At 44.5% G+C, this 14,414-nt stretch carries 13 protein-coding genes; 2 read left to right on the forward strand and 11 right to left on the reverse strand.

Translation table 11 applies throughout. The features are described from left to right. Positions 1-23: 23 nt before the first annotated feature. Both CFR83_RS07765 and CFR83_RS07770 read right to left on the reverse strand, forming a co-directional pair. Positions 24-515, reverse strand: a complete 492-nt coding sequence (locus CFR83_RS07765) for an arsenate reductase ArsC (protein WP_088813490.1) — start codon at positions 513-515, stop codon at positions 24-26. Positions 516-526: 11 nt separating this feature from the next. Beyond that, the gene (locus CFR83_RS07770; RefSeq protein ID WP_088813491.1) at positions 527-847 is read right to left on the reverse strand and encodes an ArsR/SmtB family transcription factor; all 321 of its coding nucleotides are present in this window, start codon (positions 845-847) and stop codon (positions 527-529) included. A 144-nt stretch (positions 848-991) separates the two neighbouring features. On the opposite strand from CFR83_RS07770, the gene CFR83_RS07775 reads away from it, so the two are divergent. Then, entirely contained in the window at positions 992-1,192 is a 201-nt protein-coding gene (locus CFR83_RS07775; protein WP_088813492.1) for a hypothetical protein, read from the forward strand. A gap of 32 nt (positions 1,193-1,224) precedes the next feature. Here the strand turns inward: CFR83_RS07775 and glmM are convergent, their stop codons facing one another. From glmM to CFR83_RS07795, 4 genes are all read right to left on the reverse strand, one after another. Continuing rightward, positions 1,225-2,565, reverse strand: coding sequence for a phosphoglucosamine mutase (gene glmM, locus CFR83_RS07780; RefSeq protein ID WP_088813493.1), 1,341 nt, complete (start codon positions 2,563-2,565; stop codon positions 1,225-1,227). Between the two features lie 9 nt (positions 2,566-2,574). Continuing rightward, the gene (gene folP / locus CFR83_RS07785; RefSeq protein ID WP_207758578.1) at positions 2,575-3,435 is read right to left on the reverse strand and encodes a dihydropteroate synthase; all 861 of its coding nucleotides are present in this window, start codon (positions 3,433-3,435) and stop codon (positions 2,575-2,577) included. After that, a complete protein-coding gene (gene ftsH / locus CFR83_RS07790; RefSeq protein ID WP_088813494.1) occupies positions 3,435-5,318 on the reverse strand; it encodes an ATP-dependent zinc metalloprotease FtsH in 1,884 nt (627 codons plus the stop codon). Before ftsH ends, folP begins: the two co-directional genes overlap by 1 nt. A gap of 120 nt (positions 5,319-5,438) precedes the next feature. Continuing rightward, the gene (locus CFR83_RS07795; protein ID WP_088813495.1) at positions 5,439-6,110 is read right to left on the reverse strand and encodes an RlmE family RNA methyltransferase; all 672 of its coding nucleotides are present in this window, start codon (positions 6,108-6,110) and stop codon (positions 5,439-5,441) included. Positions 6,111-6,227: 117 nt separating this feature from the next. Here CFR83_RS07795 and CFR83_RS07800 point away from each other — a divergent pair, with 117 nt between their 5' ends. Beyond that, positions 6,228-6,704 (forward strand): YhbY family RNA-binding protein, encoded by a 477-nt coding sequence (locus tag CFR83_RS07800; protein ID WP_088813496.1) that lies wholly within the window; start codon positions 6,228-6,230, stop codon positions 6,702-6,704. Positions 6,705-6,748: 44 nt separating this feature from the next. Here the strand turns inward: CFR83_RS07800 and CFR83_RS07805 are convergent, their stop codons facing one another. The 5 genes from CFR83_RS07805 to CFR83_RS07825 form a co-directional block, all read right to left on the reverse strand. Then, positions 6,749-7,252, reverse strand: a complete 504-nt coding sequence (locus CFR83_RS07805) for a DUF4149 domain-containing protein (protein ID WP_088813497.1) — start codon at positions 7,250-7,252, stop codon at positions 6,749-6,751. Positions 7,253-7,284: 32 nt separating this feature from the next. Then, a complete protein-coding gene (greA, locus tag CFR83_RS07810; RefSeq protein WP_088813498.1) occupies positions 7,285-7,761 on the reverse strand; it encodes a transcription elongation factor GreA in 477 nt (158 codons plus the stop codon). 44 nt (positions 7,762-7,805) lie between these two features. Beyond that, a complete protein-coding gene (carB, locus tag CFR83_RS07815) occupies positions 7,806-11,054 on the reverse strand; it encodes a carbamoyl-phosphate synthase large subunit (protein ID WP_088813499.1) in 3,249 nt (1,082 codons plus the stop codon). A 9-nt stretch (positions 11,055-11,063) separates the two neighbouring features. After that, positions 11,064-12,254, reverse strand: a complete 1,191-nt coding sequence (gene carA, locus CFR83_RS07820; RefSeq protein WP_088813500.1) for a glutamine-hydrolyzing carbamoyl-phosphate synthase small subunit — start codon at positions 12,252-12,254, stop codon at positions 11,064-11,066. A gap of 226 nt (positions 12,255-12,480) precedes the next feature. Continuing rightward, positions 12,481-14,355, reverse strand: coding sequence for a propionate--CoA ligase (locus CFR83_RS07825; protein WP_088813501.1), 1,875 nt, complete (start codon positions 14,353-14,355; stop codon positions 12,481-12,483). Positions 14,356-14,414 lie beyond the last annotated feature (59 nt).

A 14,414-nucleotide genomic window follows, 5' to 3' on the forward strand; every position in this document is an offset into this window, starting at 1 on the left:
TTGATTTATTTTTTTGTTTTCTTTTATTTTGCGCTTGCTATTTTCTTTAACTCCGCCTGAATGCTCATTGCATCTAATCTTTCCAATGGCAAAGCAGCTAAGATATCTAAGCGCTTTCTGAGTCCAACCATCACTTCTTTGAAGGCTTGACGCTTATCATCATCCGTTCCCTGAGCTTGCGATGGGTCTGTGTAGCCCCAATGCGCTGTAGCTGGTTTACCTGGCCAAAATGGGCACTGCTCACCTGCAGCGTTGTCACATACTGTGATGATGAAATCCATCTGCGGTGCATCTGACAAACCATACTCATCCCAACTTTTTGATCTCAACTTTTCTTCTGGGTAACCCATTTCTTTTGCTAATTCTCTAGCAAATGGATTCACATTTGTACCAGGTGTAGATCCTGCTGAGTAACCGACAAAGCGACCACTTTGGTGCGTTGATGCAAGTGCCTCACCCAAAACAGATCGCGCTGAGTTGTGAGTACACAAAAAAAGAATGTTGTATTGCTTCACGGTTCACCTATTTATTGTTGATTTAATTTAATGGTTGGCGCACACGATTGCCCACCACAACAGTTAAATAACAAGAAATCCATTAACTCTTGAACTTGATCTGCGTTAGGTCGATAAACTAAGTTCCTACTTTGTCGTTCAACCAAAATGAGATTCGCTTGGTATAACTCTTTTAGATGAAACGACAAGGTGGCCGCAGGAATGCCAAGCGTCTCTTTAATTTCCGAAGGCGTGATACCTTGACCGCCTTTTTGAACTATCAGGCGAAAGACATTGAGCCTTGATTCTTGACCCAGGGCTAAAAAAGATTGAACGGCGTCTATGTTTTTCATATTTCCATAATAATGGAAATATATGTCACTCTTGTGACAAGGCACCCAACTAAGGCATTTATATGAAATTTCGATGAATTGACTTATTTGTCTTGAAAGCGTCACATCGAATCAGCAAACTCTACTTAGAACAAGGGAGTGACTATGTATACATATGAAGATGCAGTTAAACAATTACAAGAAACTGGTTCGATTGGACTGATTAATTTCAAAGAATTGTCATACGAAGATCTCGACGAATTATTGGAAGAAATCAAAAAGTGGTGCGTTTATGCCAATGGCGATAATAAGAAACTAAAAAAAGAGTCTAAGAAAAATAAAAAGAAAGATAAGAAAAAGAAGTAATTAGCAAAGAGTGATTGTTGATACCCACTCAATTAAGTGGGTATCACACTCGCAATTTTTTGCGCATGGTCTTTGGCCATCTGCGCATCAGAAGCTTCAACCATCACCCTTAATAAGGGCTCGGTTCCAGAAGCTCTGATCAATACCCTACCGCTACCCGCCAAGTGTTGCTCTGCATTGGCAATAGCCTCTTTCATGTTGGCATCAGATTGCCACTGATAACCTTGCTTGTAACGCACATTGATTAACGTTTGTGGGAAAAGCGTTACTTTTTGCAAAAGCTGAGCCAATGTTTGATTGCCCTGCTTCATAGCTGTTAAGACCTGAAGAGCCGCAACAATGCCATCACCCGTGGTGTGCTTATCCAAGCAAATTAAATGACCAGAACCCTCGCCACCTAAAAGCCAGTTCTTCTCTTTTAACTGTTCAAGCACATAACGGTCACCGACTTTAGCTCTTGTAAAGAGAATGCCTTCTGCTTCGATCGCTTTCTCTACAGCCATGTTGGTCATAAGGGTGCCAACCACACCATCGACTTTTTCGCCGGCATCTTTTCTAGATTTAGCGATTAAGTAAAGCAGCTCATCACCGTTAAAAACTCTGCCACTGGCATCCACCAATTGCAAACGATCAGCATCACCATCCAAAGCAATACCTAAATCAGCTTTTTCTTCTTTGACTTTTTCAATCAAAGCTTGAGGTGCTGTGGCGCCCACACCATCATTGATATTTTTACCATTTGGCTGCACGCCAATAGAGATAACTTCAGCACCCAACTCATGAAACACATGTGGCGCGATGTGATACGCAGCACCATGGGCACAATCAAGCACTAACTTCAAACCATGAAGGTTTAAATGATTAGGAAAGGTACTTTTACAAAACTCAATATAACGACCCGCTGCATCATCCAAGCGCTTGGCTTTACCTAAGTGCGCAGAATCAACACAATTCATTGGCTCATTCAAAGCTGCTTCGATTTGTAGTTCGATAGCATCATCTAATTTATCGCCATTGGCTGAGAAAAACTTAATGCCGTTGTCGTGATAGGGATTGTGTGAAGCAGAAATCACTACACCAGCAGACAATCTGAGTGCTCTGGTGAGATAAGCAATTGCGGGTGTTGGCATCGGGCCACATAACATCACATCAACACCAGCTGCTGAGAAACCAGCCTCTAAGGCAGCTTCTAATAAATAGCCCGATACACGAGTGTCTTTACCAATCAATACTGTCGGTTTGCCATGCGTTGGTGCATTCTTTGCTAACACCTGACCTGCTGCGTAACCTAAGCGCATTACAAAATCAGGAACAATCGGAAACTTGCCGACTTCCCCACGAATTCCATCGGTACCGAAATATTGACGTGTCATATCTGTATTTTATAAGCAATCTTGGGTGGCAACCCAGATTTTGACTGCATCAATGGTCTCGCTGACATCATGAACACGCAAAATCTTGGCGCCACGCTCCAAGGCCATCAAGGCTGCTGCCACGCTGGCAGTCTGACGATGCTGAGTGTCTTTCCCCGTGATGGCACCCAAACTAGACTTTCTAGACAGACCAGCAACCACTGGCATGTCGTGCATACAAAACTTATGGAAATGAGCCAACATGGTCATGTTGTGCTCTACAGTTTTTCCAAATCCAAAACCAGGATCGATTGCTAAACGCTCTCTAGCAATCCCCTCATCTTCTAATGCAACACAACGCTCCATCAAAAAGCCATTCACCTCAGCCACCACGTCTTCGTAATGCGGGTCAAATTGCATGGTTGCTGGATCTTTTTGCATGTGCATGAGCATCACACCACACTGACTATTAGCCACTGCTTCAATCGCATGAGGTTGTCTAAAAGCCCAAATGTCATTCACGCAATCAATGCCTAAATCAACAGCTGCCCTCATAACTTTAGCTTTATAGGTATCAACCGAGATAGCCACCGGTGCATCTTTTAGAACTTCCAGAATTGGCATCACTCGATCAAGTTCTTCTTGTAGTGCCAAAGGCTCAGAACCAGGGCGACTAGACTCACCACCTACATCAATCATCTCTGCGCCTTGCGCGATCATTTCATCAGCATGCCTTAACGCAGCATCACGATGCGCAAATTGACCACCATCAGAAAATGAATCGGGCGTCACGTTCAATATGCCCATGACAATCGGAGCGCGCCTTTGGCTCCAATCAAAAAGAAAACGCCCGCAGCGCCATGCCACGGGCGTTATGTTCTGCTTACTCATTAAGCCGCCGCTGGGGCGCCCCCTTCAGCAACCACTGGTGTACCGCCTGTGCCACCACCACTCTTCGGTGCACTAGGAGGATACTTTGGTGGGCGAGGCTCTTTACCAGCCATGATGTCGTTCACCTGGTCTGCATCAATGGTCTCCCATTCAAGCAAGGCTTTCACCATTACCTCAACCTTGTCACGATTCTCTTCAAGAATCTTCTTAGCCACAGCATATTGTTTATCAAGAATCGCTCGAATCTCAATATCCACTTTTTGTTGTGTGGCTTCAGAAACAGATTTTGAGCTCACTGGACCAAACATGCTTTGCTGATCAGGATCAACATAAACCATCGTACCCAATACTTCACTCATACCGTAACGAGTCACCATGTCACGGGCCATTTTTGTAGCACGCTCAAAGTCATTTGATGCACCGGTGCTGCTTGAGTTCAAGAAAATCTCTTCAGCCAAGCGACCACCAAACAAGATAGAGATCTCTTCAAGCATCTTGTCTTTGTACATGTTCACACGATCATGCTCAGGCAACTGCCATGTCACACCCAATGCCCAACCACGCGGCATGATGCTGACCTTATGAACAGGATCTGCCTTAGGTAACATTTTTGCTACCACTGCATGGCCTGACTCGTGATAGGCCGTATTACGACGCTCTTCTTCACGCATCACTGCAGACTTACGCTCAGGACCCATGTAGATCTTGTCTTTAGCATCTTCAAAATCTTGCATGTCTACCGTGCGCTTGTTGCGACGCGCAGCAAACAATGCAGACTCATTGACCAAGTTGGCAAGATCAGCGCCTGAGAAACCTGGTGTACCACGCGCCAAAACAGCCGCATCAACGTCACTGTTGATAGGTACCTTACGCATGTGCACTTTAAGAATTTGTTCGCGACCACGAATATCAGGCAAACCAACATGCACCTGGCGATCGAAACGACCTGGGCGTAACAACGCTTTATCCAAAACATCAGAACGGTTCGTAGCAGCAATCACGATCACGCCACTGTTTGGCTCAAAGCCATCCATCTCAACCAACATTTGGTTCAAGGTTTGCTCGCGCTCATCGTTACCACCACCCATACCTGCGCCACGATGACGACCAACCGCATCAATCTCGTCAATAAAGATGATGCATGGAGCTTGCTTCTTCGCGTTCTCAAACATGTCACGCACACGTGCAGCACCAACACCCACAAACATCTCTACGAAGTCTGAACCAGAAATTGAGAAAAATGGCACTTTGGCTTCACCAGCAATCGCTTTAGCCAATAATGTTTTACCTGTACCAGGAGGGCCTACTAAGAGCACACCTCTTGGAATGTGACCACCCAATTTTTGGAACTTAGTTGGATCTTTTAAGAAATCAACCAACTCAAATACTTCTTCTTTGGCCTCATCACAACCAGCCACATCAGCAAAAGTAATCGCATTGGTATTTTCATCAATTAAGCGTGCACGTGATTTACCAAAAGAGAAAGCGCCTCCTTTGCCACCACCTTGCATCTGGCGCATCATCAAGAACCAAAAACCAATGATCAATAATGTTGGGCCTAAGTAGTACAAAGCAGACACTAAAAGACTTTGCTCTTCTTCTGCTTTACCAGTTACTTGTACGCCAAATTTCATCAAGTCACCGACCATCCAAATATCGCCTGGGCTAATGACTGAATATTTCTGGCCATCAGCAGGTGTCACTTGAATGTTGCGACCCTGAACGTCAACTCTCTTCACTTTGCCATTTTTGGCGTCTTCCATGAATTGAGAGTAAGTCACGTTATCCTGATTACGAGGCTTATCAAATTGTTTGAAAACAGTGAACAGCACGAGGCCCACAACAAGCCACACACCAACTTTCTGCATCCAATTATTGTTCACAAAGCCTCCTTAAGGCACTTATATCTATACACATATGATTCTACTCCCTCCCTTTTTCAAGTGCCGAACTTAAAAAAGTGCTATTTCCTAGTATTTATTGTGGTTTTAGGGAGTTTTTGCTCACTTAAGATGTTTTCCTAACAAGAAAGTCTCAGCAGACTTGTCTCGAGATGCCTTCGGTTTTCTGGGAGAAACCACCTTGAACACCCTTTTAAATGACTCCACGATTTGGCTGTAGCCACTGCCATGAAAGCATTTAATCAATAAAGCGCCGTTAGGCTTTAAGTGAGCCTGGGCAAATTCAAGTGCCAAATCTGCCAAATGACCCATTCTGGCTGCATCAGCAGTTGAGACCCCGGATAGATTAGGAGCCATATCAGAGAGAACCAAATCCACTCTAGGGCCATCCTCGGGATTGCCTGGCAATAAAGCTTCAAAACGCCTTAAAACTTCTTCTTCCCTAAAGTCTCCCTGCAAATACGTTACATCTGCAATCTCTTCCATGGGCAAAATATCAATCGCCACAATGGTGCCAAATGGCTTGCCATCTGGCGTATCTGGATTCTTCTTGCCAAACTCAACCAAACGATTACGGGTGTACTGCGACCAACTACCTGGCGTACTACCCAAATCGACCACCACCATGCCTGGTCCAATTAAACGATCTTGCTCATCAATTTCTTTTAGTTTGTAGGCTGCGCGAGCACGATACCCCTCCCTTTGCGCCATTTTGACGTAAGGATCATTGAGGTGGTCGTTCAACCAATCTTTATTGAATTTATTCTTTGCCACTACTACCTACTTCCAGCATTTTTACTATTTAAAGCGCTATTTTCCGCTCTTTTTGCCAAAGCCCCTAATACTTACCAATTTAATGGCTTATCATGGAGGTCTTCCGAAGAAATATCTATGCCAATACTCGAATTATCCTCTGCCGAACGCTCGGCACTCCGCTCAGACGCTCACGCGTTAAAACCAATTGTTTTAATTGGTGCTGATGGCTTAACGCCAGCAGTCGTTAAAGAAGTGAATAACGGTCTTAAGTCTCACGGCCTAATCAAAGTACGTGTGTTTGGTGACGACCGCGAAGCACGTGTGGCCATCTATAACCAATTATGCGAAGAATTGGGCGCAGCCCCTATTCAACACATCGGCAAATTATTGGTTCTTTTCCGACCAAAGGTAGAAAAAGAAACAGAAGACAAGCGCCGCAGTAAAAATGGTGGCCCTAAAGTCGTGATGGTGAAGAAGTTCACACGCAATCCACAACGCCGACCAAAACCAGTTGCAACAACTGTTTTAGGTAATCAACGTGTTGCTGCCGGCGGTCAAGTCAAACGCGCTAAGCCACGCCAAGTTAGCGCAAAGAAGCGCCAGCTAGGCTAATCTCATTTCTGTTTATTTAATTCTGTTGTTTTAATTCTGCTTATTTAATTGGATTTAGCCACTACCTCAGTAGTGGTTAAATCTATGGGCTTACTCAAGCGCCACAATAAGATCAAACCAATCAGCGATTGCAGAAAGTACAAAGTACTAGAAATGCCATGCAATTGACCAAATGATTTAGCCAGTGGTGAGAGCATCACTGGAAAGCCATGACTCAAGGCCTCTTCTCTTAGAGCATTCATCATCGGCTGCAAAACAAACGCCACCACCGCAGCACAAATCAACATCGCCAACAAATACCAACGCACTTGACGGTATCTATTTAGTCCACGCTTAACTAGCAAATTAGCAAAAACGATTAAAGCGACACTCACAACCATGCTAATGGTGCCTTCAATACGAAACAAGCTTCCAGCCACCATTCCGGCCACTTGCGTATCTGTGAGTGTTGCAAATAATGTGGGGGCAACGATATAGCCCACCGTGATGATGCTACCCACCCAAAGAGTCAGTATGAATACAAATAATCTTTGGGCAGTGATGTGCATGTTGCGTTGACTTAAATCGTCATTATTGGTGGTTAAACGTAATTAACGCTCAAAATTTCCACTTCGCGACTGCCACCCGGTGATGAGAATGTTGCTACATCACCCTCTTCTTTACCAATGAGCGCTCTAGCTATTGGTGAACTGATAGAAATTTTTCCATTTTCTAAATCAGCTTCGTCATCGCCCACGATTTGATAAATAGCTTTCTTGCCATCTTCTAAATCTTCTAATTCAACAGTGGCGCCAAACACAATACGACCTTCCACATCCAATGTGGATGGATCAATAATCTGCGCAGCAGATAACTTACCTTCTAACTCTTGAATACGACCTTCAATGAAAGCCTGCTTTTCTTTAGCAGCATCGTATTCTGCGTTTTCAGACAAATCGCCCTGTGCGCGAGCCTCAGAGATTGCATTGATCACAGACGGACGCTCAACGTGCTTTAAGCGATGCAACTCTTCTTTTAATAGCTCTGCACCACGCTTAGTAATAGGAATCGTACTCATAGTCACTTCTAACCTTCTAAATTAATTTCTTTTTGCAATCTTGCTTAGTCAATCGATGCGTGCAAGCCTTGCAAGTCATAAACCTCTAATTGATCAATTGCCTTAATACCTGCAACCGCTGCTTTAGCACCGCTGATCGTTGTGTAATACGTGACACGGTTAGCCTGAGCAGTGGTACGAATCGATCTTGAATCAGCAATCGCTGTTCTTGTCTCATCTACCGTTGTAAATACCAAAGCAATCTCACCATTCTTGATCATGTCAACAATGTGCGGACGACCGTCCTTAACTTTGTTCACACGTTTCACAGGCACACCTGCTGCTTCAATAGCAGCTGCAGTACCTTGAGTGGCAACAATTGAATAACCCATGCTGTTGAGCATTTCTGCCACTTCAACAGCTTTAGCCTTGTCACTGTCTTTTACAGTTAAAAGTACCGTGCCTGATTTTGGCAATGTGGTGCTTGCAGCCAATTGAGATTTGAAGAGTGCTTCACCGAATGTTCGACCAACACCCATCACCTCACCCGTTGAACGCATCTCAGGTCCAAGAATTGGGTCAACACCAGGGAACTTGTTGAATGGGAATACCGCTTCTTTAACTGAGAAATACGGAGGAATTACTTCTTCACCAATACCTTGCTGATCCAAAGTTTGGCCAGCCATACAACGCGCTGCAATTTTTGCCAATTGCAAACCTGTTGCTTTTGATACATATGGAACAGTTCTAGAAGCACGTGGGTTAACTTCTAATACGTAAACAATGTCTTTGCCATCGACTTGCTGAATCGCAAACTGTACGTTCATCAAACCAACCACATTCAAACCTTTAGCCATGGCGGCTGTTTGACGACGCATCTCATCCACTGTTTCTTTTGATAATGAATAAGGCGGTAATGAACATGCTGAGTCACCTGAGTGAACACCGGCTTGTTCAATGTGCTCCATCACACCACCAATGAATACACGCTTACCATCAGAAATACAGTCCACATCACACTCAATCGCATCGTTCAAGAAACGATCTAGCAATACTGGAGAGTCATTAGAAACTTTTACAGCCTCACGCATGTAACGCTCTAGGTCACGACCATCATGAACGATTTCCATGGCACGACCACCCAACACATAAGATGGGCGAACCACCAATGGATAACCAATCTCATCAGCCAACTTCAAAGCTTCTGGCTCTGTACGAGCAGTTCTGTTTGGTGGCTGACGTAAACCCAAATCTTGCAATAACTTTTGGAAACGCTCACGGTCTTCTGCAGCGTCAATCATGTCTGGGCTTGTACCAATGATAGGTACGCCATTAGCCTCCAAATCTAAAGCCAATTTCAATGGAGTTTGACCACCGTATTGAACAATCACGCCTTTTGGTTTTTCAATCGCAACGATTTCCAATACATCTTCTAAAGTTAATGGCTCAAAGTACAAGCGATCAGAAGTGTCATAGTCAGTAGAAACTGTTTCTGGGTTGCAGTTAACCATGATGGTTTCATAACCATCATCACGCATCGCCAAGGCAGCATGCACACAGCAATAGTCAAACTCAATACCCTGACCAATACGGTTTGGACCACCACCCAACACCATGATTTTTTCTTTGCCAGTAGGCCAAGACTCACACTCACCATGTTCTGCTTCATAGCAAGAGTACATGTAAGCAGTGTTGGTTGAGAACTCAGCAGCACATGTGTCCACACGCTTATAAACAGGTCTTACTTTTAATGCATGGCGTGCTTCACGCACAGCTTTTGCATCAGTCTTTAACAATTTCGCTAAGCGACGGTCTGAGAAACCTTTTTGTTTCACAAAACGCAACTCTTGTGCGCTTAAGTCTTTTAATTGGCGCTCTTGTAATTTTTTCTCAATCTGAATTAATTCGGAAATTTGTGCCAAGAACCAAGGATCAATGGCTGTATGAGCAAATGCCTCTTGTTCTGTCATGCCTAAACGGAAAGCATCTCCCAAATACCAAATGCGATCTGGGCCAGGCTCACGAATCTCTTGGGTGATCTCATCAAGGTCTGTTGATTTTTCATCAAGACCATCAACACCAACCTCCAAGCCACGCAAGGCTTTTTGGAATGATTCTTGGAATGTTCTACCAATCGCCATCACCTCACCCACAGACTTCATTTGCGTTGTTAAACGCTTATCAGCTGCTGGGAACTTTTCAAAAGCAAAGCGAGGAATCTTAGTAACAACGTAGTCAATAGATGGCTCAAACGACGCAGGTGTTTTACCACCAGTAATGTCGTTCTGTAATTCATCTAAGGTGAAACCAACTGCCAATTTCGCAGCGATTTTTGCAATTGGGAAACCAGTTGCTTTAGATGCCAAGGCAGATGAGCGAGATACACGTGGGTTCATCTCAATCACGATCATGCGACCATCTACTGGATTGATTGAGAACTGAACGTTCGAACCACCCGTATCAACACCAATCTCACGCAAAACTGCTAAAGAGGCGTTACGTAGAATTTGATACTCACGATCCGTCAATGTTTGAGCTGGGGCCACAGTGATTGAGTCACCGGTATGAACACCCATTGGATCTAAGTTTTCAATCGAACAAACAATGATGCAGTTGTCCTTACGGTCACGCACCACTTCCATCTCATACTCTTTCCAACCCAACAAAGACTCTTCGATTAAGAGCTCACGAGTAGGCGAAAGGTCTAGACCACGTTTGCAAATTTCTTCGAATTCTTCACGGTTATAAGCAATACCACCACCCGATCCACCCATCGTGAATGATGGACGAATGATCACTGGATAACCTGCACCACCAGTTTCAGTGGCAATTTGTTGCTGAACTGCATGAGCCTCTTCCAAAGAATGCGCAATGCCAGACTTAGCAGAACCCAAACCAATTTTGGTCATCGCCTCTTTGAACTTTTGACGATCTTCTGCTTTATCAATTGCCTCAGGAGAAGCGCCAATTAGTTCGCAACCGTATTTCTTTAAAACACCATTTCTATGTAAATCCAAAGCACAGTTCAAAGCAGTTTGACCGCCCATGGTTGGCAAAATGGCATCTGGTTTTTCTTTAGCAATGATGCGCTCTACAACTTCCCATGTAATTGGCTCGATGTATGTCACATCTGCCATTTCTGGGTCAGTCATGATGGTCGCAGGATTGCTGTTAACCAAAATAACTTTGTAACCTTCTGAACGCAAAGCTTTACAAGCTTGTGCGCCAGAGTAGTCGAATTCGCAAGCTTGTCCAATGACGATTGGACCTGCGCCAATAATTAAAATACTTTTTATGTCGGTACGCTTAGGCATTCGTCAATCTCACATCAATTTAATAAAGCGATCAAACAGGTAGGCAATGTCATGCGGTCCTGGCGAAGCTTCTGGGTGACCTTGGAAACAAAAAGCTGGCTTATCTGTCCAAGCCAAACCTTGTAATGAACCATCAAATAAAGACACATGCGTTGGTCTTACATTCGCTGGCAATGTTGCTGCATCCACAGCAAAGCCGTGGTTTTGTGAAGTGATCACAACGCGACCATCATCCAAGTCTTTCACTGGATGATTAGCGCCATGATGACCAAATTTCATTTTGAGAGTTTTGGCACCTGACGCCAAACCCATGATCTGATGACCTAAACAGATACCAAATGTTGGAATGCCTTTATCAATAAAAGTTTTGGCTGCGGCAATCGCATAATCGCAAGGCTCCGGATCTCCAGGGCCATTTGATAAGAACACGCCATCTGGCTTCATCGCTAATACATCAGCAGCAGGAGTCTTTGCAGGCACCACAGTGATTTTGCAACCACGCTCTGTGAGCATGCGCAAAATATTGCGCTTCACACCAAAGTCATAGGCCACCACGTGTTTGAGAGGTTTTTCTAGTTTCTTAAAACCAGGTTTGCCATTAACTGCATTCAAACCCCACTCGCCTTCAGTCCATTCATAAGCAGTTGGAGTTGTCACAACTTGAGCTAAATCTAAGCCTGCCATGCCTGAGAAACCTTTAGCTGCTGCAAGCGCTTTTTCAGTCAAAGCTTCTACTGTGTCACCCACCTTACCAGCCACAATCGCGCCAGGTTGAGCACCTTTGTCACGCAAAATACGTGTCAACTTACGCGTATCAATACCAGCGATACCAACAACGTTTTCACCAGTTAGATAGTCTGTGAGAGTTTTTTCAGAGCGGAAATTTGAAGCAATCAAAGATAAGTCTTTGATGATTAAACCGGCTGCATATATTTTTGTTGATTCGCAATCTTGATCATTCACACCCACGTTACCAATGTGCGGGTAAGTCAAAGTCACCAATTGGCGGGTGTAACTTGGATCAGTTAGGATCTCTTGATATCCAGTTAAAGCGGTATTGAAAACAACCTCACCGGCTGATTGACCAACTGCGCCGATGCTGTAACCAGAAAAAATGGTTCCATCGGCTAGTGCCAAAACTGCTGGGGGTAAAGAAGGAATTAGTGGCAGCAAAGGTATTCTCCAAAGCCCTGCTGCCATCCGACACATCCCTCATCCGGAAAAGACACCTCCGGTCTGAGAATTTTCGGGAGGTATATGTGTCTTTAAGCGCTAGGGCAAGTATCTAATAATTTAACCAATGAATTATACCTTACCGGGGGCTTTAGCTCGGTAATAACCCTAAATTAGAAATGAATAAAGGGGGAAAATTCCCCCTTTATTCAAGTACTTACTGAGTTTTAGCTAGATGTATAGCCGGCTTAGATTAGGCACCAAACAAAGTTTTAATTTGTGCCAATACGCTTTGATCGTCCAAAGTGCTCAAATCACCAGGGTCACGACCTTCTGCAACCGCTTGTAAAGCACGACGCACGATCTTGCCAGAACGAGTCTTAGGTAAAGCTGCCACGATATAAACACGAGCAGGTCTAGCCACAGCACCCAATTGAGAATCTACTGTTTTTAGAATCTCAGCCTCAAGAGTAGCCGTGTTGTTAGCGTCTTTAGCAATGGCAAAACCAATCGCTACCTGACCCTTCAACTTGTCCTCAATACCCACCACAGCAACTTCAGCCACGTTTGGATGGCTAGAGATGCTTTCCTCAATCTCGCGGGTACCTAAGCGGTGACCAGCTACGTTGATCACGTCATCGGTACGACCCAAGATGAAGAAGTAGCCATCCTTGTCTTTAATACCCCAGTCAAATGTTGAGTAAACCATTTTGCCTGGCACTGTTTGCCAATAAGTTTTAACGAAACGCTCGTCATCACCCCAAACTGTTTGCATGCATCCTGGAGGCAATGGGCCTTCAATAGCCACCACACCTTTTTGATCAGCACCCAACTCAGCACCTGTTGAGTCATCCAACAATTTCATGTTGTAACCATAAACAGGCACACCAGGAGAACCGAACTTATGAGGCATCACTTCGATACCGCGTTGCAATGCAAGCATTGGCCAACCAGTTTCTGTTTGCCAGTAGTTATCCACGATTGGTTTGTTGATCGCGCCATGTAACCAAGTAGCTGTTGGCTCATCCAATGGCTCACCCGCCAAGAACACTGAGCGCAATGTTGATAGGTCGTACTTTGTTAAGAAAGCAGGATCTTGTTTTTTCAATACACGTGCTGCTGTTGGTGCAGAGAACATTACAGATACTTTGTACTTCTCAACCAATTGCCACCAAATACCAGCATCAGGACGCAATGGCGTACCTTCATACATGATGGTTGCCATACCGTTTAGCAATGGGCCATAAATAATGTAGCTGTGACCTACCACCCAACCAATGTCAGATGTTGTGAACATCGCTTCACCAGGTTTGCCACCATAGATGTGACGCATTGATGCAGCCAATGCCACTGCGTAACCACCTGTGTCACGTTGTACGCCTTTTGGCTTACCTGTTGTACCTGATGTGTACAAGATGTATGAAGGATCAGTTGCATCTAACCACTCACATGGCACTTGCGCATCCATTACCTTGGCGCGCTCAGTCGCATAATCAAGATCACGACCAGCTACCTTGTTGTACTCAACTAGTTTGCGGTCAATCAACAAAACTTTTTCAGGTTTGTGTGCAGACAAAGTAATCGCTTCGTCTAGTAATGGCTTGTACGGTACAGGCTTGCCACCACGTGCGCCTGCATCAGCCAAGATCACCATCTTAGGCTTAGCATCATCAATACGTGAAGCTAAGCTGTGTGAAGCAAAACCACCAAACACCACTGAGTGAATGGCGCCCAGACGCACACAAGCCAACATCGCAAAACATGCTTCTGCGATCATTGGCATATAAATTAATACTCGATCACCCTTAACCACACCATTGGCCTTAAGGATGGCTGCCATTCTGTTAACTTCAGTATGAAGTTCTTTGAATGTGTATGTTTTCTCTTGATCTGTCTCTGTTGAAACAGCAATTAAAGCTTGCTGGTCTGCACGATCTTTTAGATGACGATCCACTGCGTTGTGACATAAATTTGTTTTGCCACCAACGAACCACTTAGCAAATGGTGGATTGCTGTAATCCAATACTTGATCAAACGGCTTTTGCCATTCGATTAACTGCGCTTGTTCCGCCCAAAAACCTTGTGGATCTTTCACTGAACGCTCATGAAATGCCTTGTAAGCAGACATACAACTCTCCCTAAATCAACAGATGACGAATTCGTAAACCGATAAATTTGCGACCCAAG

It is taken from the genome of Polynucleobacter victoriensis, from assembly GCF_900187875.1.
GTDB lineage: Bacteria > Pseudomonadota > Gammaproteobacteria > Burkholderiales > Burkholderiaceae > Polynucleobacter > Polynucleobacter victoriensis.

Coding starts and splice junctions, on each gene's coding strand:
- CFR83_RS07770 (WP_088813491.1), bottom strand. CDS start 847: ATGAAAAACATAGACGCCGTTCAATCTTTTTTAGCCCTGGGTCAAGAA.
- CFR83_RS07800 (WP_088813496.1), top strand. CDS start 6,228: ATGCCAATACTCGAATTATCCTCTGCCGAACGCTCGGCACTCCGCTCA.
- CFR83_RS07775 (WP_088813492.1), top strand. CDS start 992: ATGTATACATATGAAGATGCAGTTAAACAATTACAAGAAACTGGTTCG.
- carB (WP_088813499.1), bottom strand. CDS start 11,054: ATGCCTAAGCGTACCGACATAAAAAGTATTTTAATTATTGGCGCAGGT.
- folP (WP_207758578.1), bottom strand. CDS start 3,435: ATGAGTAAGCAGAACATAACGCCCGTGGCATGGCGCTGCGGGCGTTTT.
- CFR83_RS07805 (WP_088813497.1), bottom strand. CDS start 7,252: ATGCACATCACTGCCCAAAGATTATTTGTATTCATACTGACTCTTTGG.
- carA (WP_088813500.1), bottom strand. CDS start 12,254: ATGGCAGCAGGGCTTTGGAGAATACCTTTGCTGCCACTAATTCCTTCT.
- CFR83_RS07825 (WP_088813501.1), bottom strand. CDS start 14,355: ATGTCTGCTTACAAGGCATTTCATGAGCGTTCAGTGAAAGATCCACAA.
- glmM (WP_088813493.1), bottom strand. CDS start 2,565: ATGACACGTCAATATTTCGGTACCGATGGAATTCGTGGGGAAGTCGGC.
- greA (WP_088813498.1), bottom strand. CDS start 7,761: ATGAGTACGATTCCTATTACTAAGCGTGGTGCAGAGCTATTAAAAGAA.